Below are 26,178 nucleotides of genomic sequence, written 5' to 3' on the forward strand. Positions count from 1 at the left end.
AATTAATCAAAGTTAACAATTTCACGTACTTTATTAGTGATGTCTTCTTCGTTTGGTAACCAATCGTTTTCAGCTAAACCAAATGGGAAAATTGTATCTGGTGCTGCAACACGACCTACAGGTGCTTTTAATGTAAGAATTGCGCGTTCTGCGATTTCCGACATAACATGTGCGCCTACTCCGGCTTGACGTTGTGCTTCTTGTACAACAACTAAACGTCCTGTTTTCGTTACAGATTCGATAATTGTATCTAAGTCAATTGGTGAAACTGTACGTAAGTCGATTACTTCTGCAGAAATACCTTCTGCTGCAAGTGTTTCAACAGCTTTCATTGATTCACGAACCATTGCACCATAAGTAATAATTGTTACATCATTACCTTCTTTAACAACATTCGCTTTTCCTAAAGGAACTGTATAGTATCCTTCTGGAACTTCCTCACGGAATGAACGGTATAATTTCATGTGTTCTAAGAAAACAACAGGATCGTTATCTTCAATAGAAGCTAAAAGTAAACCTTTCGCATCATATGGGTTTGATGGGATAACCACTTTAATTCCAGGTGATTGTGCCATTAGACCTTCTAAGTTATCTGAATGGAGTTCAGGGGTGTGAACTCCACCACCAAATGGTGAACGAATAGTAATAGGCATGTTACGTGTGTTTCCTAAACGGTAACGTGTACGTGCCATTTGTGCAACAACTGAGTCCATTACTTCGAATACAAAACCGAAGAATTGGATTTCAGGAATTGGACGGAATTTTTCTAATGCCAATCCGATTGCTAATCCACCAATACCTGATTCAGCTAATGGTGTATCAAATACGCGGTCTTCACCGTGTTTTTCTTGAAGTCCGTCAGTTGCACGGAATACTCCACCGTTTTTCCCAACGTCTTCACCGAAAATCAATGTATTTTCGTCACGTTCAAGGGCAATATCAAGCGCTTCAGTAATGGCTTGAATCATTGTTAGTTGTGCCATTATTTGTTACCCTCCTTGTTTTCAAAATATTCAATTTGTTCTGCAATAGTATTTGTTGGTTCTTCGAACATATTCTTCAAGAAGTCAGAAACTTTTTGTTTTGGTGCTGAATCAGCAAGTTTAACAGCTTCTTTGATTTCATCATCAATTTGAGCAATCAATTCAACTTCTTTTTCGTCGTCCCAAAGACCTTTTTCTGTTAAGAAATTACGCATTCTGATCAATGGATCTTTTTTATCCCATTCATCAAAACTTGCTTGCGTTCTGTATCGTTTTGGATCATCACCTGAAAGTGAGTGAGGACCGAAACGTGATGTCAGTGTTTCAATTAACACTGGACCATTTCCTTCAATTGCCCAATCACGTGCTGCTTTTGTTGCACCATAGACTGCTAGGGGATCCATACCGTCTACTTGAACACCAGGGATACCCGCAGCTGCTGCTTTTTGAGCAAGTGTAGGTGCTGCTGTTTGGACGTGACGTGGTGTTGAAATCGCATATCCATTATTTTGAATAAAGAACACTACAGGTGCTTTAAATGCTCCCGCATAGTTAAGACCTTCATAAGTATCACCTTGTGATGATCCACCCTCTCCTGTATATGTAAATGCTACTTGTGCTTTTCCACGTTTTTTCAGTGCAATTCCAGCTCCTGCAGCTTGAATAATTTGTGCACCAATAATAATTTGTGGTGGCATTGCATTGAAATCTTCTGGATAGTTGTTTCCTTCAACGTGTCCACGGCTCCATAAGAATGCCTTATGTAGTGGTAATCCGTGTTTTACTAATTGAGGAATATCACGATATCCTGGGAATAAAATATCCCCTTCATTAAATGCAAAGTGACTCGCCATTTGACTTGCTTCTTGTCCAGCTGTAGGAGCGAAGAATCCAAGACGTCCTTGACGTGCTAATGTAGTTGAACGGTCGTTTAATGCTCGTGACCATAACATATTTTCAAAGAGTTCTACTAACTCCTCATCTTTTAAGTCTGGTAACATTTCTTTGTTAACAACTTTCCCAGTTTCATCAAGAATCTGGAATGTTGGGTAAAGCTTTTCAACATTTTTCAGTTGAGCAGCGAAATCCAACGCTTTATCTTTCTTAACTTGTGCCATTGAAATTTCCATTTCCCTTCTATATCTTGCTTAGGTCATTAAGTGGTAATGCCTAATTACAGTTTAAATGTAACACGTAAGCGCATTTCATTCAACGATATTGCTACTTTCGAGCAAAATTCAGTTGATGTTTAAATCTAATCAAACATCAACTCTAATAATTCCTCTTTTGTGATATTACCAAAGTATTTTCGTAAATCCATTTCCGAAAGCACGGCGTCGACATCGCTTTGTTTGAAACGAGCACCTTGAAGGCGCGCTTCGACATCCGCGACATCTTCTAATCCGAGGTAATCTCCAATAAATCGAACGTGATCGATATGGCCTTCGCTGACATCCATCAAGACTTCAACACGTCCGCCCGCAAATCGTTTACTGTTTTTAAGATTAAACTCTGGTGATGCACCATAAATCCAATCCCATGTGCCAAATCGGTTGATTGCCTCATACTCGATTTTCGCAATTTCTTCAGGTGCGAGAATAATTTCTTCATCTTGCCCCTTATTCGATAAAAAGTATTGTAACTCATCCCAAAAGGTTTTAAGATCAGTCCCTTCAGGTAAATGTTCCTTAATATTGGTTACACGTGATCGCACTGATTTTACACCCTTTGATGTAATTTTATCAGGATCAACATTTAACGCTTGAACCATATCCTCAATATTAACATCAAACAACAACGTACCATGGTGCATGAGCTTTCCATTTGCCATGCGTTGTGCATTTCCTGAAATCTTAAGTCCATCAATTAAAATATCATTACGTCCTGACGCCTCCGCATTGATACCCATACTTGCAAGTGCATCAATAATTGGCTGAACATACTTTTTATAATTGACTTTTCCTGGGTCATCCACATTAATCACAAATGTAAAATTAAGATTTCCAAAATCGTGATACACTGCACCACCACCTGAAACACGACGTGCAACTTTGATTTTGTTATCCTCAATAAATTTCTGATTAATTTCTTCGACGGTATTTTGATTTTTCCCAATAATTACCGCTGGCCCATTTTGCCATAGAAAGAAAAAATCCTCATCACAATTGATGTGCTTCATCGCATACTCATCAAGTGCTAAATTAAAATAAGGATTTGTTGATGGATTTTTTAAGTATCTCATACTTGTTACCTCACTCTCTATCTCCCACATCCACTTTCATTTTAAAGACCATTGCGATATAATTCAACTAAAGTGAATTTATATTTCACATTCACTTCGTTATCGTTTTGACAACTAAAAAGGAGATTAAATTATGGAATTCACATTACAAACACCCGCTATGATTTTTCCTGCAATTTCTCTGCTCATGCTCGCTTATACAAACCGTTTTGTCGTGCTTGCTGGGCTGATACGCGATCTTTACGAAAAACATCAAGATTCCCCAAATAAACAGATTCTCGCTCAGATAATTAACCTTCAAACACGGATGAAATACATTAAATCCATGCAGGTCCTTGGAGCTATGAGTTTTATTGGGGCTGTGCTTAGCATGCTCCTTACGCTCTTTGTACAATATAACGCAGCCATGGTTACGTTCTCTCATATAGTATTTGCACTCAGTTTAGTTCTACTTGTTATTTCATTGGTCTATTTACTAAAGGAACTTTCTATATCAATAGAAGCACTTACCATTCAGTTACAAGATATTAAAAATAAGAACGAAAACAATTAGCACTTATGGAGTAGTAAACTAAAAGTAGACAAGTAAAAAAGACTTGTCTACTTTTTTGTGTAATAATAAAATCAGAGATAAAACGGAGGTATTAATGATGGGAAGACCCAAAGGTGGATTAAATAATAAATGGACTTATGAGGATCGTATTAAAGTCGTTACACGTCATATTGATGAACATATAAGTGCTGCGAAACTATCACAAGAAACAGGAATACCTAAAGGAACGATTAATGGTTGGATTGATCGATTCATGCGTGATGGTAAAGAGGGTTTAAAAAACAAGAAAAAGACAGGAAATCATTTTTCTGCGCTTCATACGAGTAAATCATTAACTGAGCTCGAACGACTTCAACTCGAAATTCTAAAACGAGATATTGAGATTGCACGATTAAAAAGGGTACCAGGTGAAAGGAGTTGGTGTAAACAAGGAGTTCGTTACTTTAAAGACAAGAATTCCAAATAGCACATGACTTATCTTTTAAACATCCGATTACGTTCATTCTTAGATTTATGAATTTGAACCGATCTGGTTATTACAAGTGGTTAAAGCATAAGAATGATCTCAATATTTATGAACAAAAGAGCGATTCTTAGCTTTGTGATTAAAGACTGGCATCGCCGTTTTCCAAGTTATGGTTATCATGATATCGCTGCAGTCATGAGAAAGCAAAGTGATTTAGGGATTGAATTTTCCGATAATTTAATCCACAAGTGTTGCAAGTTTTAAATATTAAATCAAAAGTTAAACACTATTCCTATAAAACCTGGAACACAAAGTCGAATTTATCCTAATATTATAAAGAATCAATGGAGGCAACCAAACCTTTAGAAATTATTGTTTCAGATATGACACATATTCGAAACAAAGGGATTAATTATGAATGGACTTTAATGGTTGATACCTTTAACAATGAAATTATCAGTTCTGCATTATCGCGTACAACTGGTGATCCTAAGCCTTACTACAAGTGTCTCGAGGATCTCCTTGCGCTACTTAAGGATAATAAAAAAACAGCTCCCACGATTCTTCACACAGATCAAGGAGCTGTCTACCACTCTAAAGCTTTCGCTAAAGCGCATGAAAATTATAACATAATTAGATCTATGTCGCGAGCTGGAACACCTACAGATAATCCAATTATCGAATCATTAAATGGATGGATTAAAGCAGAAATGGCGTGTGATTATCAATACTGGTCCGTAGATAACTTTGAAAATTTTATCGAAGAATATGTACATTATTTCAATTTTGAAAGACCTGCTTACTGTTTAAATTACAAAACCCCTATCCAATATAAAATGGATAAGGGTTTCTAGTCTTTTATTAATGTCTACTTTTGTTTGACAACTCCACATATTATGATCAGCTTTTCTTTTATCCAAATACTACATTAACAATTTGTTCTGTAGCATTACCACCATAGGTGACATGATTTTCTTTCATTACCTTAGTTTTCGCAACTTGTTCTTCATAATTCATCGATTTGATGTGTTCGATAAGATGCGCTTCATCACGAATGATACCACTAGGAATCACTGTCTCTAAGTCAATATAAAATCCACGTTTTTCAGAATACGCTTCATAGTCATAACCAAAGCAGATTACAGGTCTTTCAAGGACACAATAATCAAAGATAATACTTGAGTAGTCTGAGATAAGGATATCTGAAATCATCATCAAGTCGTTTACACGAGGATACATCGTTCCATCATAGAAGAAATCATCAAAGGTAACTCCCATCAATTCATTGGTATAAGGATGCGTTCTTAAGATAACAACATATTCATCACCCAAGGCCTTTTTCCAAACGTCACAGTCAATGGGTGGTTTAATTTGATAACTCTTACCGAAGTCTTCACTATCCCGCCATGTCGGTGCATAGAGAATCACTTTTTTATCTTCAGGGATGTTTAAACTTCGTTTAATTTCGATAACTTTATCCGAATCCACATGGTACAATTCATCATTACGAGGAAGTCCTGTAGGGACCATTGACTCTGGACGTGCATTAAAGTCTCGATAATAGATGGGTCTTTCATTTTCCGCACTATAACAAATATAATCCGTATCGGACCAATCAAAATCGGTTCGACCCGCTACCGCATTGCCCATCTCATTAATTGCTACACCGTGCCATGTATTGAGAAAGACCGTCTTTTTCTTTTTAAAATGCAAGCCGCGTTCAATATTAACACTTGTAATCCAATACTGTGCTTTCAACGCAGTTTTAAAATATTGCCACGTGTCCGCTTTAACAAGATCGGCACCGTCGATTGTTTGTGTAACATCATCAACCGCCCATACAAAACGATACTGTGCGTATTTCGAATCTTTTTTCATATATTCATAAATGGCACGGGGACTATCGTTATAGCCGCGAGAGTTTGCAGATATTAAGATTAAATTTTCTTCAGTACGAATAAACAAACCAATAAATCGGAAGACCATGGACAGGGTCTTTGTAAATACGATTAACAAGACTTTATTGTGTTTTAATATATAATCAAGTTTTTTCTTCATTCATAACCTCCTTGAAAGGTTTTATATACATGGGGTATTATACTATAAATAATCAACAATTCCTATTCTCTTTGAAATAAAGAAAAGGTGCATCACACACCTTTCCCCAATTAAATTAACTCGATTGTTTGAATGATTTGAGGCTCAAGTGGCTTATCATTTCGATCACGTTTAACATGAACGATTTCATCAACCACTTCAATACCATCCACAAGTTTACCAAAACTTGCATATTGACCATCTAAATGTGGTGCATCCTCAGCCATAATAAAGAATTGACTTCCAGCACTGTTTGGATCCATAGCACGTGCCATCGATAGAACCCCTTTACTGTGTTTTAAGTCATTTTTAAAACCATTTGATGTAAATTCACCTTCAATTTCATATCCAGGACCACCCATTCCTGTTCCATTAGGGCAGCCTCCCTGAATCATAAATCCAGGAATTACACGGTGAAAAATTAATCCATCATAAAACTTTTCTTCGATGAGCTTCACAAAGTTTGCAACCGTTTTAGGTGCAATGTCTTCATAGAGTTCAGCAGTCATGGTTTTACCACTATTCATTGTAATTTTAATTGTTTGTGTCATAAAAATACCTCCGTGACAATCATAGCAAAAGTGCTATACTTTTACTAGGAGGAATTCTTGAAAGGTTTAAAACCACATCTTTACAAAATCGGTTCATCGCAAGTCTTAGACTTACCTTTCGAAGTCAGGTCATCATAAACCCCTAAAGGACGTTCGCGTTACTTTTCTTAGTCCATGTTATAATTGAGATAAAGGAGCACATTATGTCACATAAGTATCGAATAATTAGTACTATAATTGAAGATCGTATTATGGATGGTATCTATCCTTCTAATACAAAAATTCCAACCGAAGAAGCTTTAATGCAGGAGTTTGATGTTAGTCGAAATACCATTCGAAAAGCCATTGGCCTCTTATCACGACAAGGTTATATTATCTCCGTTCAAGGAAGTGGTATGTTTGTTCGTGATGTGGATCATATCAATGCAATTAATTTAGAAAATTTTCATGGCTTATCCTCAAATCATAAAAAAAATCGAATCGAAACCAAAATCTTAGACTTTCAAGAGATTTCAGCCAATCGAGAAATTGCCATTGAGATGAATTGTGAAGTTGGAACCCAATTGTATTTTGTGAATCGATTACGAATCGTCGATGGCAATCGATGGGTTGTAGAGTATTCATATTTTAATCGTAATCTTATTCCGTATTTAAATCGAGAAATTATTGAAAATTCGATTTATTCTTATATTCAAGAGGGGCTAAGACAAGAAGTTGGGTATATTGACCGCTTAATTGAAGCGGGTTCTTTAGATAATACAAATGCGGAATTACTGGGACTGCATCTCGGTGATCCGGCTTTAAAAACAACAAGTAAGGCAATGCTTAAAAACGGAGAAATTTTCGACTATTCGATTGACTACCATCATTATAAGTATGCACGATTCTTAAAATTATCCAGTCCAATTTAAAAGGGAGCTATGCTCCCTTTTCTGCTTCAATCATCAATTTAATTTGTTGGAGTCGTCCCTTAAGTTGTTTACGAACTTTTTGTTTGATAAACGGAAGACGATATAACATTTCACCCTTACTCTTCTCATCATATGAAGAAATAAACGTGCCATCTTTGTCTTCAAAAAATTCATAATGGGTTGTAACGGTCTCTTTAGGGTTCTCGGATACAAATGCGAAATGTTTATAGCGGTCATGAATGATAACACGTTGCTTTAATTCAATATCACGACCATTCATGGTTTTAACCTTAGCCTTCATTTCACGATTCAGCATCTTTTTAGGGCTACACTTGAAAAGCTTTGCGAACTCAAGTTCGAAACGTTCCAATGCTTCTTCTAAAGGCGCCTCAATAAAAACTGTTTCTTTAAGCATACATTACCTCACTTTTCTTTATTATAACCGAAAAAACGATAAGTCTACGACTTATCGTTTTGAATTTAGATATCAACGATAGCGAAAGAAAAATCATTGGATGAAAGGGCATGATTTTTTGCGCTTAAACGACATAAACCCATCAAATTTAAAATGCTACGACTGAATTTGAAAAATGAAAGAAACTATGCTGTCTCTTTTTTTAGTATTATTTTTCGACCCATAACAAAACAAAGATAAAAAATAAAATAAACGGTCACAATTATATTTGAGTCCGGTTTCTCTATATAGAGAATAATCGGAAAAATTAATAAATAAATCGCGTTGGTATATTTGAATAGTTTTCTATTCCAACACCCTTTGGTCTCATTTACTATTAACACTAACATAATCATTATTAGCAATAAACACAGTATGCTTACGATGGTAAAAAACACATCATGATTGTGAATCATCATAACCCTCCCCCAAAATTAGTTATACAGAGAATATCTTGGTATCATTGCGAGCAACTAAGCAATATCGAGTCCGAACTGATGCATCAAATGCGCCCTACTAGATCAACCCGTTTTATTTGACAGAGCATCCAAATCAGCCATTATCACAACCGTTTTGACGAATGATTTTTATTTATTACTGCAGCTGCGTACTTCTACAATTTTTAAAGATGTTCCCCTTCAATAATTTAAATGTACCATATCTTATGATTAATACAAGCTGATTGAAACAGAACAAGGCCTCTTTGTCAGATAAAATCGCATCTTATCGTTCGAGTTTGTGAAAGGATATAACGATCATTCGTCGTTAAGGCTACAGTCAAGACAAACCGAGAAATAAATACTCAAAGCTTACTCGATATTAAGACGTCTCGAGTAAAAGAAAAAGATAAGTCATAGACTTATCTTTTGTAGTTTTGTAAGGATTCAAGCACATCCGCATCGCATCGTTTACAGAATTCAGTAATGAGAGCAACTGTATCTGCGTAATCTTTACGATGAATAATACCTAAGTGTGAGTGAATGTAACGCGCAGGAATTGAAAGGGTTAACGTAATAACACCATCATGAACTTTATGGATTTCCCCAGAATCCGTCCCTCCAGCAGCCAGGATTTCAAATTGTGTATCAATATTCATCTCTTCAGCAAGATCCTGAAGGTAATAGAGAAGTCCTTTATGACCAATAACAGAACCATCCATCACTTCTAAAGTTGCACCGACACCCATTTTAATACGGTTATCTTCACCTGGTGTATCGGTAGCGATAGTGACATCAACAGCAAATGCAATATCTGGATTAATTGTTTGTGCTGCAGTACGTGCACCACGTAATCCAACTTCTTCTTGTACAGTTCCCACTGAGTAAATATGGGATGCTGTTTGTACATCTTTAAGCTGTCTCATAACATCGACAACAATAGCCGCACCAATACGGTCATCCCAAGCCTTTGACATTAAGAAGTTTGGGTTTGCCAACACGTGGAAGTCAGATTTTGGAGTTACGGTATCACCAACTTGAATTCCTAATAATTCAACTTCATCTTTTGATGCTACACCAAGATCAACGAAAACCTCAGTGATGTCCATAACTTTATTACGTACCGCCGGCTTCATTCCGTGCGGTGCCTTAGAGCCTGTAACACCAACATACATTTTTCGATCACGTGTTTGAATTGTAACTGGTTGAGACAGCAAGACATGTGGCCACCATCCGCCTACTGGGTGAATTCGTAAAAAACCATTATCATCGATGCTACGAACCAAGAAACCCACTTCATCGATATGACCTGCTAACATAATCTTAGGTCCATTTTCAGCACCTTTTTTATGAGCAATAATTGATCCTAAATTGTCAAAACAGATATCATCCGCACTCTCTTCAACCCATGATTTAAAGACATTGGCAACATCTTTTTCGTGACCTGAGATACCATTTGTAAGCGTAAAATCAGCAAGCATTTCTAAATTTACATCACCATATGCTTCTTCAAGTGTAATATTTTTCTTCATATCATTCTCCTATTTCTAGACCCTCACTATAATCCAATAATCTTACAGTATTAAGACGCTAATTATGATGTAATACGACACCCTACAAAGATGCGACCGAATCATCTAAAATCAATGAATCCCTTAAACACATGTAACGTCAATTGGTGGGAATCAGAGAGCCTCTTTTTTCTAAACTATCATATCACAAACATTTCGTCAGAACACGAATTATGATAGCGAATATTCAAGATGACAAGAATAGCGACAAAAACACCTATTTGGAAATAGGTGTTAACGTATTCATTATTTTTGTTTCATTTTTCTCGTTAAACTGGTTCATATAGAGTTCATAATATCGACCTTTTTGGTTCATAAGACTCTCATGATTACCATCTTCGATAATGGTTCCTTTATCAATAACAAGGATGCGATCTGCACTCACAATCGTCGAAAGACGATGCGCAATAATGAAACTTGTTTTTTCTTTAAGAACGGTTTCAACTGCGTTTTGAATAATCGCTTCCGTTTCAGTATCAATTGAGGCTGTAGCTTCGTCGAGGATAAAGATTGATGGATTTACAAGAATTGCCCGAGCAAAGGAAATCAATTGTTTCTGCCCTGTCGACAATCGGCTTCCGCCTTCACCTACATCTGTTTGATATCCATCTTCAAGTTCTGTGATAAAGCGATGTGCATCAACAAGTTTTGCAGCCCGTATGACCGCTTCATCAGAAGCATTGGGTTTCCCATACGCGATGTTATCACGAACCGATCCAGAAAAGAGGTGGGGTGCTTGTAAAACATATCCAAGATGTGAGTGGAGCCATCCAATCGATCGTTCTCGATAGTCTACCCCATCAATCCTAATCGAACCTGAAATGGGTTCATAAAAACGACAAATAAGGTTTACAATGGTTGACTTACCACTTCCCGTCTCTCCAACTAAAGCGACGCGTTGTTTGGGTTCAACGGTTAAATTAAAGTTTTTTAATATCGGTTCCGATGCTTGATAATAAAAATCAACATCTTTAAATTCAATATTTCCAACGATCGGTTCATAGACCGATTCTTTGGGATTTAAGATTGTTCCATATTTTTCAATAACATCTGGACGATCGATGAGTGATGAATCTTGTTCCAATAATGAAAGAACACGCTCTGCAGATGCTTGGGCCATTTGTAACTGTGCAAACACATTACTAATATTACGGAGCGGTTCAAAAAAACGTTCCGCATATTGTGTAAATAGGATTAAAGTTCCAATTTGGATAACACCTTGTAACGCCATGTTCCCACCAACATAAATAATACCCGCATTGCCTAACGAAGAAATAATGGTAATGATAGGCATATACAGTGCACTGAGTATGACAGCATGAATGGACTTTGATCGCATGGCCATGGTGTTGTTTTTAAATTCACTGTAATGAATCGACTCCAATCCCATTGACTTAGTAGTCTTTGCTCCGGTAATCCCTTCACTAAATCCATGGGTGATTTTTGAATTCTCCGCACGAACGTTTCGATAGTTTTTTAGGATACGTTTTTGAAACCACGAGCTTACAAAGTAAACCATAGGTACAATCACAAGAATGATTAACGCAAGTTTCCAATTGACCGTAAACATGACCACCAACAACATCATCATGACTAAAAATCCCCAAACTAAATCATTAAAACTCCAGGAGAGGATTTCCGACAACCGTGAGACATCACTGGTCATTCGAGCCATAATTCATCCTGTAGGCGTTTTGTCATAATATGAAAAAGGAAGATTTTGAAGTTTTTCCATAACATTTTGACGGATTTGATAACTAATATCCATCTCAATAAGACCACTTCGATAAATAAATTCATAAATTAGAAATGCTTGGACCGCAACCAAACCTCCATATAAGAGCGCAAACTTCAATATGGCTTCTGTTGAACCTTGACCTTGATAGAAAACATCAATGGCATATCGATTCAAGATGGGAAGGATAATCCCAATAACCGCTTCAAACAGAACAAAAAACAGCGCTAAAAACAGATTCTTTTTGTTCTCAAGCAGCATCATTAGGATTTTTTTCCAAAGCCCAACATCTAATTTTTCAGAAGTAAACTGCTCTTCTTCTCTATAACTCATCGACAAATCCTCCTTTCTGATTGGTTTGAATATCATAAATATTTCGATACAGTCCATCAACGTTCAATAGCGAATTATGTGTACCAATTTGCTTGATTTCGCCATCAAGAATAACAATAATTTTATCCGCATTTTGTGCACTGTTAATACGATGGGTAATGATGATGGATGTGGCATTTTTAGTATGATTTAATGCTTCTCGAATGGAAGCATCAGTTTGAGAATCTAATGCAGATAATGAATCATCAAAAATTAAAATCGGTGTATTTGCGATAAGCGTCCGGGCAATCGCAACACGTTGTTTTTGTCCACCGGATAGGGTAACACCTTTCTCACCAACGGGTGTTTCATACCCTTGGTCAAAAGAAGTTATAACATCATGAATCGAAGCAATTCGAGACGCGTCATAGACGTCTTGCTCCGAAGCGTGTGGAATGGCAATACGAATGTTTTCAAAAAGGGTTTTTGAATAGAGATAAGGTTCTTGTAAAACAAGTCCTACTTGCTTACGGAGAGAACTTTTCGCGATCTCGTTTATGTTAATCCCGTCAATTTTAATGGACCCTTCAGATACATCATAAATGCGCGTAAGTAAATGAACCAAACTTGATTTACCACTCCCTGTTGGTCCCATAATCGCACCCGTCTCTCCCGGTTGAATGGTAAAATTCAAATTTTTAAGAACGGGGGTGGATGCATCATCGTATTGAAACGATACATTTTCAAAAATAATTTCACCCTTAATTTCAGGCTTTAATCCTGACTCAAGATCTTCAATCGGCAGGTCTAAGATTTCGTTCAAACGATCAATACTTACACTAACCTTTCCCATATCGGATAAGCCATATCGGATAAGGTTCGGCCAACATTACGTATTGGCCACAACACCATATTTACATAAGAAATAAAGACAATCGCATTCCCAATGGATAAATTGCCCGCACGCACTTCAAAAATACTTGCGATAAGCACAATTAATGTCTGCATAAAACAAAGTAAATCAGAGGTCCCCCAATAGATTCCGAGAAGTCTGATCATTTCCTTTGTTATGGAGGCATAGGCTTGGTTTTTAGCTTCAAATTTCGTAACTTCAAACTTTTCTTGATTAAATGCTTTCACAACTCGGACGGCATCCATGCTTTCTTGAAATGTATTCGATAATGCTGCTTCCGCTTCATCACTTTGCTTAAACACTGCCTGCATTTTTTTAAAGAATAGAAACGCAAACCCAAAAATAAAGGGAAAAGAAATCATGGTAATCCAGGTCATCGTTACATTAATACGGAATAATACCGTCAATGCGATTACAACCATGGTAAAAGCATAAACAAGTTCCTGAATTTTTGATTTGAGAAAACGTCCAATCTGATCGACATCACTGGTACAACGTTGTATTAAATCACCGGTTTTTGCTCGTACATGGTAGGCGTATGGAAGTTTCTGTAGGTGATCAAACACATCATTACGTAAACTTTCTGAGAAAAATTCAGAAAAAGAACCAATTGAATAACCTGCACAAAAATGTGCAACACCACTTAAGATGTTCAGCACAACAATTACCACACCAACATACCATAAATGTTCACGAACGGAATGCATTCCACCTAAAAAATTCGTAAGTGTGTTCATCCATGATGTCGTTATGGGTAAATCATTTAAAACATGATCAATGGTGTATTGAAGTAATAAGGGATTGACTAAAAGCACTGCACAATAAACTACTACCGAAAAGATCATCACAATTATTTTTTTTCGATGACCCTCAGTATATTTAGAAATAAATCTAATATTTTTCATATTCACCTCGATATTATTGTATCTTCTCCTTTAAAGCTTAAAAAACACATTTTCATGTGTTTTTATGAATATCTATGCTGAAAAATAAGTGGGCTAGGAGACACTTAAAGAATCACACAGACAATCATAAGTATTTTGTTCAAAACAAAATGCGACGCTCGATAATGCAACATTATCATTTTTATTCACTTGGGTTAAAAGGTGCTTACTATTTCTTGGAGACACAAAAGCCCCTTGCTGATTAAAAAAGTCAAAAACTATCTCTGCCATAATCATTAGAAATAAAACAACACACATTAAACATTTATCTGAGCGATTCATAAGTTCCTCCTTTCATTTGTATATATTTTATCATATATTTCAAAAAAAGTAATCAATACCCAACATCGTGATAGAGATTTGGTATAATAGAAATGGTGATAAAATGAAACTTAAAATCGTCGTCACAACGGACGTCCATGGAAATATCTTTCCAACAAATTATACAAGTCGTGAAAACCTCGAAGATTATGGGCTTGCACGCATTAGTACTGCAGTAAATCAATTCCGAAAGGAAGGAAATGTTTTACTCTTAGATAACGGGGATGCTTTTCAGGGAACTCCGTTATTAACTTACGCACATCAACATGCGCAATCCGTACCCAATCCTATGGCACAATGTTTTAATGCCATGAATTATGATTTTATTAATTTAGGAAATCATGATTTTAATTATGGACCTGAAATTCTCCAAAAATACATAAGCGAAAACAATGCACCCCTACTTACTTCAAATCTTGAAATAGATGGGTCTGTACCGGGCCAAACTCAAATTCTTACTTATGAAGGTAAAACGATTGCACTTATTGGTGTTTTAACGAAATATATTCCACATTGGGAACGTCCTGCTCATATCGAAAACATGGTTTTCAAAAGTGCTTTTGACCAGCTCCAACAAGAAGTTCAACGTGTACGAAATGATGTCGACTATGTCATTGCTATGTACCATGGTGGTTTAGAGCGTGATCCGCAAACGGGTGAACCGACTGAACGGCTTACTGGTGAAAATGAAGGATATGCTATGACTGAGATTGAAGGGTTAGATATTCTAATTACAGGACATCAACACCGTTCCTTTATCGAAACCGTTAACGGGGTTTTAGTAACTCAAAACACCTTTAAAGCAAAGGAATTGATTACGATTGATCTTGATTTGGAAACCGGAAACGCCTCAGCAAAACGACTCAGTGCCTCCGATTATGATGTAGACCAAAATTTATTGGAACCACTACAAGGCTTACAAAACGAAACACAAACATGGTTGGACCAACCCGTTGGAACCTTAGAAAACATGGATGTGATGATTAACGATGCATTGGATGCACGCCTTCATAAACATCCGCTCGTTTCACTCTTAAATCAAATACAACTTGAACGATCGGGTGCACAAATTTCTTCTGTAGCCCTTTTTAACGGGGCTCAAGGATTTAGAAAATCAATCACAATGCGTGAATTAGTAAGCACCTACCTATATCCGAATACGTTGGTGGTAAAGCGAATGAGTGGAAAAGCACTTCGTGAAATGATTGAATTTAGCGCCCATTATTTTACCGTCGATGCCCACCAACACATTGTTCCCTCACCGGAATACGTTGAACCCAAGCCACAACATTATAATTACGATATGCTTGATGGCGTGGATTACACCCTTGATATCTCAAAACCGAGAGGTTCACGTGTAGTGAGCCTAACGTATCAAGATAAACCAGTTCAAGATAGTGATGAATTCACCGTGGTTGTAAACAATTATCGAGCAATGGGGGGCGGAAACTATACCATGGTTGCGGAAAGTGAAACTTTAGAAGATATCCAAGAAGAAATGGTCGATATCATTATGGATTATTTTATTCAACATTCCCCAGTTTACGTCAATCATCGTGATAATATTAAAGTAATTGCATCAAGATAAAAACCAAAAATACAAAGCTTCGAATACTTAGAAGTTTTGTATTTTTTTAATTCAATCGAAAAAAAATCTTGACACTCGAAAAAAATAAAAGTATTCTAGTTCGTGTACAGTGAGACACAATGGTGTCTCATTTTGTATTTTCAGGAGGTAATTATGATTAAAGCTATAGTAGGTGCCAACTGGGGCGATGAGGGTAAAGGAAAGCTCACAGATGTATTCGCAAGTGAGTCTGACATTATTGTTCGGTTCCAAGGGGGCAATAACGCAGGTCATACAATTATTAATGATCAAGGAAAGTTTGCGCTAAAGATGTTACCATCCGGTGTTTTCTATAAACATACGATTAATGTTATTGGTAATGGTGTTGCGTTAAACATTCCTGCATTCATTCAAGAGTTAGAGGAATTAAAGACTCGAGGTGTTCATCCTCAAGTTATTGTAAGTGATCGTGCTCAAATCGTGATGAGTTACCATAAGAATTTTGATGTTTATGAGGAAGCACGTATGGGTAAAGATCAGTTTGGATCTACCAAATCGGGGATTGCGCCTTTTTATTCCGATAAATACGCAAAAATCGGGTTCCAAGTCTGTGAGTTATACAACGAAGACTGGTTACGCAGTAAAATTGATCGTGTTCTTGATATCAAAAATACTTTATTAGTAAATTTATATCATCAAGAACCGCTGTCAGCGGATGCAATCTTTGAAGAATTAATGCAATACCGTGATTTAATTGACCCTTATGTTCGCGATGTCTTCACCTTTTTAAATGAAGCGCATGATCAAGGTAAAAACATTCTCTTCGAAGGGCAACTTGGTGCATTACGTGATCCCGACTTTGGAATTTATCCTTATTCAACCTCTTCATCTACTTTAGCTTACTATGCGACCATCGGAGCAGGATTGCCACATCCTATCGACGAAGTATGGGCAGTCACAAAAGCTTATTCAAGTTGTGTTGGTGCTGGTGCATTTGTCTCAGAAATTTTTGGAGAAGAAGCCGAGGCATTGCGAAGACGTGGTGGTGATGCGGGTGAGTATGGCGTTAATACTAAACGTCCTCGTCGTGTTGGCTACTTTGATGCGGTCGCAACACGTTTTGGATGTAAAACCCAAGGCGCAACTCATGTTGCACTCACAAACATTGATGTTCTTTCCTATCTAGATGAAATCAAGGTTGTAACGGCATATGAGTATCAAGGACAACAATCCATGCGATTTGGAAATATTACAGAATTAGAACATACAACCCCTGTAATTGAAACATTCCCTGGATGGAAAGAAGATATTACACACATTACATGCTATGATGACCTTCCTGAAAATTGTAAAAACTATATTAATAAACTTGAAATGCTCATTGATACAAATATTGCACTTGTTTCAAATGGTCCAAATCGAAACCAAATTATGAAGCGTACGCCTTTACGGTAAAAGAAAAACGAACAGAATCTGTTCGTTTTTTTCTATAATCTTCCCTCATCACTACATTTATTGCGTATTGTACGAGCAGGAATGCCTGCAACAATATCACAGCGTGCGACATCTTTAGTCACAACACTCCCCGCACCAATTACGGCTTCATCATGAATCATAATATTACCAAGTACCTGTGCTCCAGCACCGACGTGTACTTTATTTCCTAACGTTGGATGTCTTTTGCCCGGTTCGCGTGATTTACCACCTAAAGTAACCCCATGATGAATTAAACAATCATCACCAATAATTGCAGTCTGTCCAATGACAACACCGCTTCCATGATCAATAATAAAACGTCGCCCAATCTGTGCTCCTGGATGAATCTCGATTTGTGTCAAAAAACGTCCGAGTTGCGAAATGAATCGTGCTACAAAGTAAAACTTAATACGATAGAAACAATGTGCGATTCGATAAAACCCCATCGCATGGTATCCTGGATAGAGTAAAATTACCTCCAGAACTGATCGTACAGCAGGATCTTGTTTTTTATATGCACGTGCTGTCTCTAAAAATCTCATAAAATATTCCTTATTTTAATTCGAGTAACGCTTCATTGATAAGTTTTAGAACATAAATTCGATCGGCTTCATTATTTTCAAAATCAAGATGATCAACATTAATCTTAAGCATGGGTGAAAGATCGTAATTATCAAAATAATTACTGTATTCACGATTGAGTTTTTCCCAATATTCGCGTTCAACAATTAATTCATAATCTCTCCCACGTTTCTTAATGCGGTTCATTGCCTCATCAACACTTATTTCAAGATATACCATTAATTTGGGAACATGAACATGTTCAAGCATATTTTGTAATAACTCAGAATAAATTTGAAATTCTTCGTCACTCATTTCTCCACTTAAGTTTAACATACGGGCGAATATTGCGTCCCCATATATGCTTCGGTCCATAACCGCTTTGATTACGTCTTTCGCTTGTTTGATATGCTCAAAACGCTTATTTAAGAAAAACACTTGTAATGGAAATGAATAGCGACAACGGTCATGATAAAACTTATCCAAAACAGGATTATCAACTACCGGTTCTTCCAACTCTTCATAGCCCCCTTGACCAAGAATACGCATTGATGAACTTTTCCCAACACCTACAACCCCTTCAATAACTATCATGTCATAAACCTCTTTCCGTGATACATAATTTAATATATCGCTATAATTAAATCCCATAACTCACCACCATCTCATGTCCCTAAGAGACACTCTATTCATAAGTTTAGCTTTGTAATGACAAAAAAGCAAGCCTCTTAACGATAGAGTTTCGTAATTTTATGACATTCATCAACAATCCATTCGCGAAGCCACTCCGGTTTTAAAACCGTAATATGAGAACCGCCTTGTAAAATAAAATCTTTAACGGCAAGTTCATTCGAAAACTCGACTTTTAGAATAAAGCGATGATCATCCAACCACGTAATTTCTTGGTGTTCACCCCAGATATACTCACTAATATAATCTTGCTCAAAAACTTCCAATTCTGCGAAGACGGGTTTTATTTTATAGCCGAATTTTGAAAATACATGCTTGCTTGAAGTTTCGTCATCAAACCGAAAAACCTCATCACGTAACGATAATTCATGAATGCGATTTACTTTTAGGCTCAAATAGCGATTCTTTTCATCATAACCCAAAAGATACCAAAATTTATTGACAATCACAAGCTCATAAGGCTCAAAGACATAAGAACGCTTCTCCCGATGATTTTTACTATAAACAATATCAATACGCAAATGATGCTCAATGGCGTTCTCAAGCAGCTCTATATGTTTTTGATAGAGATTTGGATCAACATTAAGCTTAACCGATTGAAAAGCAGATACAGATACATTCCCACTATAATCCAACTGGTGTGATAATTTTGAAACAACAGCTACAAAGTCATTTCCGAGTGTCGGGTTATCCTGTGATAACAAAACCGCAAAAGCTTGCTTTAACATCTTGCGTTCATTACGTTCAAAAGCGAGCGGTTGTATTTGCGTTTTAGATTCTAAAACATAACCCCCACCTGGACCCATGACCGTAGTTATTTCATACCCTACCGATTCAAGTTCTGCTTTGAGTCGCTGCACACCACGCTCACTGATTTCCAAAAGATCCGCCAGCTCTGAAAGGGGAACAACAGAGCGTGCGGATAATACGTCTAACATAACCAAAGCATTGCTTAACTTACTCATAGATCGTTTGACCTTTGATAACATAACAGCGTGTTAAAAGATCATTAAATTCAGATTCACTTCGGGCTATTTGACATAGTCCACCTAGTGAGAGTTCCGGAAGCAAGTCACTCACTTCAACGATACACTGACGACTTAACAATTCCCCTCGGTGAACCGCACCGGGAAATTCGGTTCCGGTATATGTCTGGATAAATGAAATTTCAAAATTTAAGTCTAGATCACGACTCACCGTTAATAGATTCGGTTCGTTGGACCCAAAATAATCATAAAGTGTTTGCGCTCCCGATACCGTTAAATAATTCGCACCACGATCTGATGAAGCAACCGAATAGTCGTTGGAGTAATGCGTATTGAATTTTAACTCATTATAGAAATCCTGTGCATCCTCATGAGAAACAAACTTTAAAGTCACGGAAACACTGTCTTCAAATGAGAGACCAAAGGTTTCTGTAAAACGAAGTGCCTGATCATTAATAAATGAGCTCACATCATTTCCTTTCATTGCAATCATCAAATCTTTTAAATTAAATCCTTTTTTCATCATGTATCACCTCTTGACTCAAGTATACCAATAGTATACGACAATTTTGGTCGTATATTCAAGAAAGCGAAAAAAAGTGGATTTATAATCCACTTTCGATTTAATTATTGCCAGATTGATTGTAAAGAAGTTTTGTATGACTCCATAACAGATTCTGGTGTTTTTGATGTGTCAGAAAGTAATTCTTCCATCTTCACAGTTGCTTCTGTATAAGCAGCATCTGAGTTAGCGGATACTGGAATTGTAAACACATCTTTTGTGATTTCTTGAATTAATGGCGCAATCATTGAACCACTTTCTAAGTATTCTTTGCTTTCGATAACACTTGTACGTACTGGAATATAACCTGTTGATTTAGCCCAGTATAATTGTGAATCGGCAGATACTAAGAATTTCATGTACTCAAATGCTGCAGTTTTTTGTTCTGGTGTAGCGGATGAGAACATGTATAAGTCAGTACCTTGTTGTAAGCTGATTTTTTCAGGACGTTTCACAACGCCAATTTCGAAACGACCGTCTACACCTTTAAGTACGTGTGATTCTCCTGCTGTACTTCCAACGTTCATTGCAAGTTGACCATTACCAAATGGTCCTGATAAGTATTTGTCAGTTCCTGCGATACGTAGGTAACCATCTTTTACACCTTCTTGGTAGAATGATGCAACTTCAAGACTTTCTTTACTTGTAGGATCCATATCCTTATTGAATTCGACGCCTTTATTGATTAATCCTGTAGCATAGTAGTTATTGAGTTAGTCAAAACCTGCTCCCACAATATTTTTCTTTTCATAAACTGTTTTACTTACTTCTTTTAATTCTTCAAGAGTTGTAGGTGCTTTAAGACCTAATTCATCAAGAAGTGTTTTATTGTAGTAAAGAACCTCTGTTGATTTGTTAAATGGCATACCATACGTTACACCTTCGATTTTACCACCTTCACGGAATCCTTCAACAATATCACTATAGTCTTTCATTCCGATTGTATCGTTTTCGATATACGGTGTTAAGTCTGTAACGAGTTTATCTACTGACGCATTAAACATCCATGCTGGGTATGCTTGTGTCATGGTTGGTAAGTCTTTAGGACTTACAAGTGTAGCAGATAATTTTTGACGTAAATCCGGATAACTTGATTGGTTTTGTAATACAACTTTAACCTTTGGATTTGCTGCCATAAAATCTTCAGTAAGTTTTGTTAATGCTTCTTCTTGTTTACCATTCATTGCATGCCAGAAACGGATTTCTGTTTCTTCTGTTAGTTCTGTAACGATATCAGCAGATGCTGTATCATCACCTTTATTTGAACATCCTACAAGAACAAGTAAAGCAAGTAATGCTACTAAAATCTTTTTAATATTTCCCATATTTGTTTTGTGTGTCTCCTTTAGATAGTTTCCCCACGGGTTGGTAAATGACGCATTCCATATTTATTCTCAAGTAAATCTGGTCTTAAGGAATGAATAGGAACTAATAACTTCGGTTGAATTAAGCTCACAATACGATCTAAATCTTCAGGGTAAGCATGTCCAGAACACGCTATACGATTAAATTCAATATTGCAATCCTCCAACAACTGAATAAATGGTAAATATGCTGGATCAAATTCTCCTAGCGGCGAAGCGTCGCTATGGATATAGACACCACCTCCTTTAAGGTTTTCGTGATGATCAACAACCTGCCATAGATAATCTCCCTCATCTTGAAGTAGAGTGTTGTAATCGACCTCTAGATTCTTATCAAGGTTAAAGCTGTTGTCATTTGCATTGTAATACTTACACTCCATATTTAAACACTCTTTCAAGATATTTGCAAAGGATGCTTCAAGCACCACTTCACGTGGACTTTGTTTTACAATCTCAGCTAATCGTTTTACATTCGCCGGATAGCAATTAAAAGTCACTTGTTTATTTGGGTTGCTGTTTACAATATTCACGATTTTCTTAAGTAAATCTGCTTCGGTCTCAATACGACCCGTTGCGCGGTCTTCTTGAGGGAAACTAATTGATACACCCTCAATAATGAGCATATCTGTATTTTTTGCTTGTTCACAATAGTGAAGTGAATCTTCCACATCAAAACCATGGAGACGAAGATCATCTGTGTAAGCAATATGCATATCTGGGGTTGTGATTAAAAGACCACAGGCACCATAAGCATCATGATCAACACGACTTAATTCTACTTTAATGCTTCCCACTTCGATAACATCATGATTATCACACCCGATAATATCGCGTGTAAATGAATCTGAAGGGTTCGCTTTTGGTAGAATAAAGTCATTTTGCGCATTTAAACTGTTTAATAAAACTTTGGTTTCTTTAAGTGCATACATTGGAATGTTCGGATCCAAATAGTTAACCATACGCGTATGATCTAAATGACAATGACTTAAAAAGACAGCCGTATGGGCATAGTCAGGTCCTTTTTCAAATGGATACGTATATCCTAATTCGGGATCATAAATATTCTCTAAATGGGGCACTAAACGATGTTCAATCAATTGTTGCAATGATTCATTTTTAAGATTCAACTCTGGTTTGAATTCTGTACCAAAGTCAAAGAAAATATGTGAATCTTCATATGCAATTTCAATAACAGTACCACCAATTGTCAGGACACCGCTATGAAATGTAATTTTTGTTTTTCTATCCTTTAAGTCCACTCTTCGACACTCCTTTAATAATTTGATTTCTAAAGATAAAGTAAATAATAAGTACCGGAATAATCGTTAATGTTGCAGCTGCCATTTGAAGATGAACATCCGTTCCACTCTCAGTCGCAAATGCACTTAAACCATTGTTTAATAGACGCATGCTTGAATCATTTGTAACCAACAATGGCCACAAGAATGAGTTCCAATGCGAAATAAAACTAAGAATACCGATTGTTACAAGCGCAGGTTTGGATAAAGGTATCATAATTTTTCGAATAAATTCTAAATCTGTACATCCATCAATTTTAGCCGCTTTATAGTATGAAATTGGAATACTTGTTAGATATCCTTTTAAATAGAATATATAGAATACACTGGCAAGTGATGGAACAATCAATGCAGTATACGTATTTAATAAACCAAGACGTGCAATCGTTTGGTAATTTGTAAAGACTGTTGACTCATACGGTACCATTAATAGTGATACCATCACTAAGATAATTAGACCCTTATGTTTAAACTCTAACTTAACGAGCGCAAAGGCTGCAAGCGTCGAGGTAATTAAAATTCCAAGGGTACTAATCCCTGCAACTACCACTGTATTAAAGAAATACCGAACAAACGGTGCCGTTTGAAATACTTCCACAAAGTTGTGGAACTGTGGGGCTGATGGAATTAGCGTCGGCGGAATACTTGTCGCCTCTTGATAAGTCATCAAACTTGCAAGAATCATGTAGACAAATGGAAATAAGGTAATAATTGCCATAAAGACAATAAAAATTGTCGCAAGAATTTTAAATATTTTTGTTAGTACTATTTTTAAATTTGGTGAAAATTCAGATTTTTCGTTCACAACTATCTCTCCTCTATCTTTTTCAACACTTTATTCTGAATAAGTGTTAATACGAGGATAAACACAAACAGAAGTATTGTTGCGGCCATTGCCGGACCATATCGATTATCGACATGGAAGGTAGTGAATATATAGAATACGGCAGTCGTGGCACTGTTGGCGATTCCTGCCTTACCATTAAAGATCGCAAAGACTTGAGTATAAACTTTAAAGGCATTAATTAGGTTGACCGTTAACAAGAACGTTAACGTTGGAATAAGCTGTGGTAAAGTAATTCGGAATAATTTTTGAAGTTCCGTTGCACCAAACATATCTGCAACCTTGTAGTACTCGCGATCAATATTTCGAAGACCTGATAGTAAGATAATGATATTAAACGCCAAACCATTCCAAATTCCAAAAATGACAAGGGTGGGTAAGCTCATCATAATATCATATAAGAAGTTGATCGGTCCAACATTTATAAAACTAAGTAGAAAGTTTATAAATCCATAGGAACCGTTAAAGAGATAGCGGAATACAACCCCAATCGCAATAACACTTGTTAGATAAGGAATAAAGAAAATCGTTTCAAAGAAGCTCTTATTTTTAATTTTTTCAAAAATAAGAAGTGCAATAAACATTGAAATGATTAAACAAATTGGCACCACAAGAAAGGCATAAACATCTGTATTTCGCTCGCAATATGGAACTTTGGATCTTGTAGCACAAATTGATAATTACTAATTCCTGCCGGTTTAAGATTCGTTAAAGTCCCGGATTGAAACGACATAATTAATGCACGAATTAATGGATAAATATTAAATAAAGCAATAATTACCAAAGCAGGCAAAAGAAACAACCATGCTTGTCTTTGATTTTCAGCGCTATACTTAAACTTTTTCATTAGTAGACCCTCTCGCCAGATTCTTTAAACATAAAGATACGTGGGTAATTAAACTCACAATTAACGATTGTCTCTGGTTCAATGAGAGCTTCAATACTTACAATACCTTTAGCATTCTTAGATCCGATTTTGAAATTAAGGATACCTTCTCGACCAATGAGTTCCACAGTTTCAATTTCTGTATTGAAAATCCCTTGTTCTCCAAAAATAATATCTTCAGGACGAACACCTAAAAGATAAGTTCCATCAATGATGGTTTCTTTAATACGATCTTGGACGAGGGTACTTTGACTAAATTCAAAATTCTCACCAACAATCATGCCATTTTTTACTTCAATAGGAAGAATGTTTATGACAGGGTTACCAATAAATTGAGCAACAAATAAATTATTAGGTTCTAAATAAAGATTTTGTGGGTCATCATATTGTTGAATCACACCCTCATTCATCAGAACGATTTTATCGCTAATGGATAACGCTTCTTCTTGATCATGCGTAACGAAAATTGTCGTAATGTTAATTTCTTTAACAAGGCGACGAATTTCTTCACGGATTTTCAAGCGCAAACGTGCGTCGAGGTTACTTAGTGGTTCATCAAGTAGTAAAATTGAAGGATTCTGAACTAAAGCACGTGTAATCGCTACACGTTGTTGTCCACCGGACATAGTCCCTGGCTTTTTATTTGCTAATTCTTCAATATCTGTTAATGCCATGTATTTACGAGCAATTTTTTCAGCTTCTTCTTTAGGCATTTTTTTATCTCCAACACGTAGTGGGAACATGACATTTTCTAATACTGTCATATGTGGGTAGAGTGCATAGTTTTGAAATACAAAACCAATATCACGATCTTTCGGATGCTTATCAACCATTGAGATCCCTTCATTGTGAATTGTACCGTCGGTAGGATCAAGCAATCCAGCAATTAAATTAAGAATTGTTGTTTTACCACAACCACTTGGTCCAAGTAAGCAAACCAAATCACCTTTCTCAATTGAGAATGTAACTTGTTTTAATGCTTCAAAACCATTATCAAACACTTTCCGTCAGTCCTTGACTTCAATCATTCATCTTCCTCCTATAAACACAATATTACGTAATTTTAATATATTCGATATTATTTATTTCGTGAACACCCACGAATTTTACGTACAGTTGTTACTTCATTATTATAACAGTCAATACACGTATTTGTGTTAAAAACCATTAACAATATTAAATAAACATGTGAAAAAAATATAAACCGTCACATAATTCTGTTTTTTTACGCATAAAAAAAGACACTCTAAATAGAGTGTCAAATTACCTGGCGATGAACTATCTTCACTAGCGCTTGGCTAGATATTGTCGCCGCTAAAGTGCTTAACTTCTGTGTTCGAGATGGGAACAGGTGTGACCACTTCGCTAAAACCACCAGATCTTAGTGCTTTAGAGAGATGAACTCTCAAAACTGAATAACAGAAATTTGATCTTTTTCGAATCGTTGTATCTTT

Annotated in this window: 27 protein-coding genes, 1 rRNA gene and 2 pseudogenes; 7 read left to right on the plus strand and 23 right to left on the minus strand. The window is 36.5% G+C overall.

What is annotated here, in order from left to right; translation table 11 throughout:
- Window positions 1–2: 2 nt before the first annotated feature.
- From EEI45_RS07715 to EEI45_RS07725, 3 genes are all read right to left on the minus strand, one after another.
- Window positions 3–983 (minus strand): alpha-ketoacid dehydrogenase subunit beta, encoded by a 981-nt coding sequence (locus EEI45_RS07715; protein WP_125164787.1) that lies wholly within the window; start codon window positions 981–983, stop codon window positions 3–5.
- Entirely contained in the window at window positions 983–2,113 is a 1,131-nt protein-coding gene (pdhA, locus tag EEI45_RS07720) for a pyruvate dehydrogenase (acetyl-transferring) E1 component subunit alpha (RefSeq protein WP_125164788.1), read from the minus strand. Before pdhA ends, EEI45_RS07715 begins: the two co-directional genes overlap by 1 nt.
- Before the next feature lie 125 nt (window positions 2,114–2,238).
- On the minus strand, window positions 2,239–3,225 hold the full coding sequence (locus tag EEI45_RS07725) for a lipoate--protein ligase (RefSeq protein WP_125164789.1): 987 nt from the start codon (window positions 3,223–3,225) through the stop codon (window positions 2,239–2,241).
- Window positions 3,226–3,358: 133 nt separating this feature from the next.
- Here EEI45_RS07725 and EEI45_RS07730 point away from each other — a divergent pair, with 133 nt between their 5' ends.
- The 4 genes from EEI45_RS07730 to EEI45_RS07740 all read left to right on the plus strand — a co-directional run bounded on the left by EEI45_RS07730 (window position 3,359) and on the right by EEI45_RS07740 (window position 5,098).
- On the plus strand, window positions 3,359–3,778 hold the full coding sequence (locus tag EEI45_RS07730) for a DUF2721 domain-containing protein (RefSeq protein ID WP_125164790.1): 420 nt from the start codon (window positions 3,359–3,361) through the stop codon (window positions 3,776–3,778).
- A gap of 94 nt (window positions 3,779–3,872) precedes the next feature.
- The gene (locus EEI45_RS07735; protein WP_181950057.1) at window positions 3,873–4,244 is read left to right on the plus strand and encodes a helix-turn-helix domain-containing protein; all 372 of its coding nucleotides are present in this window, start codon (window positions 3,873–3,875) and stop codon (window positions 4,242–4,244) included.
- Between the two features lie 108 nt (window positions 4,245–4,352).
- Window positions 4,353–4,508, plus strand: coding sequence for a hypothetical protein (locus EEI45_RS09645; RefSeq protein WP_228410326.1), 156 nt, complete (start codon window positions 4,353–4,355; stop codon window positions 4,506–4,508).
- 80 nt (window positions 4,509–4,588) lie between these two features.
- Entirely contained in the window at window positions 4,589–5,098 is a 510-nt protein-coding gene (locus EEI45_RS07740) for a DDE-type integrase/transposase/recombinase (protein ID WP_228410283.1), read from the plus strand.
- Window positions 5,099–5,156: 58 nt separating this feature from the next.
- Here EEI45_RS07740 and EEI45_RS07745 read toward each other — a convergent pair whose 3' ends face one another.
- Complete coding sequence (locus EEI45_RS07745; protein ID WP_125164791.1) at window positions 5,157–6,302, minus strand: CDP-glycerol glycerophosphotransferase family protein; 1,146 nt, start codon at window positions 6,300–6,302, stop codon at window positions 5,157–5,159.
- A 110-nt stretch (window positions 6,303–6,412) separates the two neighbouring features.
- Window positions 6,413–6,892 carry a peptidylprolyl isomerase gene (locus EEI45_RS07750; RefSeq protein WP_125164792.1) on the minus strand — a complete coding sequence of 160 codons (480 nt, stop codon included), beginning with the start codon at window positions 6,890–6,892 and terminating at the stop codon, window positions 6,413–6,415.
- 203 nt (window positions 6,893–7,095) lie between these two features.
- Here EEI45_RS07750 and EEI45_RS07755 point away from each other — a divergent pair, with 203 nt between their 5' ends.
- On the plus strand, window positions 7,096–7,803 hold the full coding sequence (locus EEI45_RS07755) for a GntR family transcriptional regulator (protein WP_125164793.1): 708 nt from the start codon (window positions 7,096–7,098) through the stop codon (window positions 7,801–7,803).
- A 7-nt stretch (window positions 7,804–7,810) separates the two neighbouring features.
- Here EEI45_RS07755 and EEI45_RS07760 read toward each other — a convergent pair whose 3' ends face one another.
- The 7 genes and pseudogenes from EEI45_RS07760 to EEI45_RS07780 all read right to left on the minus strand — a co-directional run bounded on the left by EEI45_RS07760 (window position 7,811) and on the right by EEI45_RS07780 (window position 14,451).
- Complete coding sequence (locus tag EEI45_RS07760; RefSeq protein ID WP_125164794.1) at window positions 7,811–8,218, minus strand: SRPBCC family protein; 408 nt, start codon at window positions 8,216–8,218, stop codon at window positions 7,811–7,813.
- A gap of 898 nt (window positions 8,219–9,116) precedes the next feature.
- The gene (locus tag EEI45_RS07765; protein WP_125164795.1) at window positions 9,117–10,226 is read right to left on the minus strand and encodes a M42 family metallopeptidase; all 1,110 of its coding nucleotides are present in this window, start codon (window positions 10,224–10,226) and stop codon (window positions 9,117–9,119) included.
- 256 nt (window positions 10,227–10,482) lie between these two features.
- Window positions 10,483–11,385 carry an ABC transporter ATP-binding protein gene (locus tag EEI45_RS09655; RefSeq protein WP_228410598.1) on the minus strand — a complete coding sequence of 301 codons (903 nt, stop codon included), beginning with the start codon at window positions 11,383–11,385 and terminating at the stop codon, window positions 10,483–10,485.
- A 48-nt stretch (window positions 11,386–11,433) separates the two neighbouring features.
- Window positions 11,434–12,390, minus strand: a pseudogene (locus tag EEI45_RS09660) (ABC transporter transmembrane domain-containing protein); the annotation flags it as partial.
- Window positions 12,323–13,165: an ABC transporter ATP-binding protein gene (locus EEI45_RS09665; RefSeq protein ID WP_228410327.1), complete on the minus strand. Its 843-nt coding sequence runs from the start codon at window positions 13,163–13,165 to the stop codon at window positions 12,323–12,325. The pseudogene EEI45_RS09660 and the gene EEI45_RS09665, both read right to left, overlap by 68 nt.
- A complete protein-coding gene (locus EEI45_RS09670) occupies window positions 13,147–14,130 on the minus strand; it encodes an ABC transporter ATP-binding protein (RefSeq protein ID WP_228410328.1) in 984 nt (327 codons plus the stop codon). Before EEI45_RS09670 ends, EEI45_RS09665 begins: the two co-directional genes overlap by 19 nt.
- A 93-nt stretch (window positions 14,131–14,223) precedes the next feature.
- On the minus strand, window positions 14,224–14,451 hold the full coding sequence (locus EEI45_RS07780; protein ID WP_125164796.1) for a hypothetical protein: 228 nt from the start codon (window positions 14,449–14,451) through the stop codon (window positions 14,224–14,226).
- A gap of 103 nt (window positions 14,452–14,554) precedes the next feature.
- On the opposite strand from EEI45_RS07780, the gene EEI45_RS07785 reads away from it, so the two are divergent.
- Both EEI45_RS07785 and EEI45_RS07790 read left to right on the plus strand, forming a co-directional pair.
- A complete protein-coding gene (locus EEI45_RS07785) occupies window positions 14,555–16,078 on the plus strand; it encodes a bifunctional metallophosphatase/5'-nucleotidase (RefSeq protein ID WP_125164797.1) in 1,524 nt (507 codons plus the stop codon).
- Between the two features lie 153 nt (window positions 16,079–16,231).
- Window positions 16,232–17,512, plus strand: a complete 1,281-nt coding sequence (locus tag EEI45_RS07790; protein ID WP_125164798.1) for an adenylosuccinate synthase — start codon at window positions 16,232–16,234, stop codon at window positions 17,510–17,512.
- A gap of 32 nt (window positions 17,513–17,544) precedes the next feature.
- Here EEI45_RS07790 and cysE read toward each other — a convergent pair whose 3' ends face one another.
- The 11 genes and pseudogenes from cysE to rrf form a co-directional block, all read right to left on the minus strand.
- Window positions 17,545–18,075, minus strand: coding sequence for a serine O-acetyltransferase (gene cysE / locus EEI45_RS07795; RefSeq protein WP_125164799.1), 531 nt, complete (start codon window positions 18,073–18,075; stop codon window positions 17,545–17,547).
- Window positions 18,076–18,085: 10 nt separating this feature from the next.
- A complete protein-coding gene (locus tag EEI45_RS07800) occupies window positions 18,086–18,688 on the minus strand; it encodes a deoxynucleoside kinase (RefSeq protein ID WP_228410329.1) in 603 nt (200 codons plus the stop codon).
- 134 nt (window positions 18,689–18,822) lie between these two features.
- A complete protein-coding gene (locus tag EEI45_RS07805; protein WP_125164801.1) occupies window positions 18,823–19,749 on the minus strand; it encodes a helix-turn-helix transcriptional regulator in 927 nt (308 codons plus the stop codon).
- A complete protein-coding gene (locus EEI45_RS07810; protein WP_228410330.1) occupies window positions 19,742–20,296 on the minus strand; it encodes a hypothetical protein in 555 nt (184 codons plus the stop codon). Before EEI45_RS07810 ends, EEI45_RS07805 begins: the two co-directional genes overlap by 8 nt.
- A gap of 101 nt (window positions 20,297–20,397) precedes the next feature.
- Window positions 20,398–21,657: pseudogene (locus EEI45_RS07815) on the minus strand (ABC transporter substrate-binding protein).
- A 20-nt stretch (window positions 21,658–21,677) separates the two neighbouring features.
- On the minus strand, window positions 21,678–22,955 hold the full coding sequence (locus tag EEI45_RS07820) for an MBL fold metallo-hydrolase (RefSeq protein ID WP_125164802.1): 1,278 nt from the start codon (window positions 22,953–22,955) through the stop codon (window positions 21,678–21,680).
- Window positions 22,939–23,799: a carbohydrate ABC transporter permease gene (locus EEI45_RS07825; protein WP_125164803.1), complete on the minus strand. Its 861-nt coding sequence runs from the start codon at window positions 23,797–23,799 to the stop codon at window positions 22,939–22,941. Before EEI45_RS07825 ends, EEI45_RS07820 begins: the two co-directional genes overlap by 17 nt.
- A 2-nt stretch (window positions 23,800–23,801) precedes the next feature.
- Window positions 23,802–24,446: a carbohydrate ABC transporter permease gene (locus EEI45_RS07830; RefSeq protein ID WP_228410331.1), complete on the minus strand. Its 645-nt coding sequence runs from the start codon at window positions 24,444–24,446 to the stop codon at window positions 23,802–23,804.
- On the minus strand, window positions 24,431–24,685 hold the full coding sequence (locus tag EEI45_RS09675; RefSeq protein WP_228410332.1) for a hypothetical protein: 255 nt from the start codon (window positions 24,683–24,685) through the stop codon (window positions 24,431–24,433). The genes EEI45_RS07830 and EEI45_RS09675 overlap by 16 nt, the downstream gene beginning before the upstream one ends.
- Window positions 24,685–25,725 carry an ABC transporter ATP-binding protein gene (locus tag EEI45_RS07835; RefSeq protein WP_228410333.1) on the minus strand — a complete coding sequence of 347 codons (1,041 nt, stop codon included), beginning with the start codon at window positions 25,723–25,725 and terminating at the stop codon, window positions 24,685–24,687. The genes EEI45_RS09675 and EEI45_RS07835 overlap by 1 nt, the downstream gene beginning before the upstream one ends.
- A 264-nt stretch (window positions 25,726–25,989) precedes the next feature.
- Window positions 25,990–26,103, minus strand: a 5S ribosomal RNA gene (gene rrf / locus EEI45_RS07840).
- Window positions 26,104–26,178 lie beyond the last annotated feature (75 nt).

It is taken from the genome of Erysipelothrix piscisicarius, assembly GCF_003931795.1.
GTDB classification, from domain to species: domain Bacteria; phylum Bacillota_I; class Bacilli_A; order Erysipelotrichales; family Erysipelotrichaceae; genus Erysipelothrix; species Erysipelothrix piscisicarius.

Coding starts and splice junctions, on each gene's coding strand:
- EEI45_RS07715 (WP_125164787.1), bottom strand. CDS start 983: ATGGCACAACTAACAATGATTCAAGCCATTACTGAAGCGCTTGATATT.
- pdhA (WP_125164788.1), bottom strand. CDS start 2,113: ATGGAAATTTCAATGGCACAAGTTAAGAAAGATAAAGCGTTGGATTTC.
- EEI45_RS07725 (WP_125164789.1), bottom strand. CDS start 3,225: ATGAGATACTTAAAAAATCCATCAACAAATCCTTATTTTAATTTAGCA.
- EEI45_RS07730 (WP_125164790.1), top strand. CDS start 3,359: ATGGAATTCACATTACAAACACCCGCTATGATTTTTCCTGCAATTTCT.
- EEI45_RS07735 (WP_181950057.1), top strand. CDS start 3,873: ATGATGGGAAGACCCAAAGGTGGATTAAATAATAAATGGACTTATGAG.
- EEI45_RS09645 (WP_228410326.1), top strand. CDS start 4,353: ATGAACAAAAGAGCGATTCTTAGCTTTGTGATTAAAGACTGGCATCGC.
- EEI45_RS07740 (WP_228410283.1), top strand. CDS start 4,589: ATGGAGGCAACCAAACCTTTAGAAATTATTGTTTCAGATATGACACAT.
- EEI45_RS07745 (WP_125164791.1), bottom strand. CDS start 6,302: ATGAAGAAAAAACTTGATTATATATTAAAACACAATAAAGTCTTGTTA.
- EEI45_RS07750 (WP_125164792.1), bottom strand. CDS start 6,892: ATGACACAAACAATTAAAATTACAATGAATAGTGGTAAAACCATGACT.
- EEI45_RS07755 (WP_125164793.1), top strand. CDS start 7,096: ATGTCACATAAGTATCGAATAATTAGTACTATAATTGAAGATCGTATT.
- EEI45_RS07760 (WP_125164794.1), bottom strand. CDS start 8,218: ATGCTTAAAGAAACAGTTTTTATTGAGGCGCCTTTAGAAGAAGCATTG.
- EEI45_RS07765 (WP_125164795.1), bottom strand. CDS start 10,226: ATGAAGAAAAATATTACACTTGAAGAAGCATATGGTGATGTAAATTTA.
- EEI45_RS09655 (WP_228410598.1), bottom strand. CDS start 11,385: ATGGCCCAAGCATCTGCAGAGCGTGTTCTTTCATTATTGGAACAAGAT.
- EEI45_RS09665 (WP_228410327.1), bottom strand. CDS start 13,165: ATGGGAAAGGTTAGTGTAAGTATTGATCGTTTGAACGAAATCTTAGAC.
- EEI45_RS09670 (WP_228410328.1), bottom strand. CDS start 14,130: ATGAAAAATATTAGATTTATTTCTAAATATACTGAGGGTCATCGAAAA.
- EEI45_RS07780 (WP_125164796.1), bottom strand. CDS start 14,451: ATGAATCGCTCAGATAAATGTTTAATGTGTGTTGTTTTATTTCTAATG.
- EEI45_RS07785 (WP_125164797.1), top strand. CDS start 14,555: ATGAAACTTAAAATCGTCGTCACAACGGACGTCCATGGAAATATCTTT.
- EEI45_RS07790 (WP_125164798.1), top strand. CDS start 16,232: ATGATTAAAGCTATAGTAGGTGCCAACTGGGGCGATGAGGGTAAAGGA.
- cysE (WP_125164799.1), bottom strand. CDS start 18,075: ATGAGATTTTTAGAGACAGCACGTGCATATAAAAAACAAGATCCTGCT.
- EEI45_RS07800 (WP_228410329.1), bottom strand. CDS start 18,688: ATGATAGTTATTGAAGGGGTTGTAGGTGTTGGGAAAAGTTCATCAATG.
- EEI45_RS07805 (WP_125164801.1), bottom strand. CDS start 19,749: ATGAGTAAGTTAAGCAATGCTTTGGTTATGTTAGACGTATTATCCGCA.
- EEI45_RS07810 (WP_228410330.1), bottom strand. CDS start 20,296: ATGATGAAAAAAGGATTTAATTTAAAAGATTTGATGATTGCAATGAAA.
- EEI45_RS09675 (WP_228410332.1), bottom strand. CDS start 24,685: ATGAAAAAGTTTAAGTATAGCGCTGAAAATCAAAGACAAGCATGGTTG.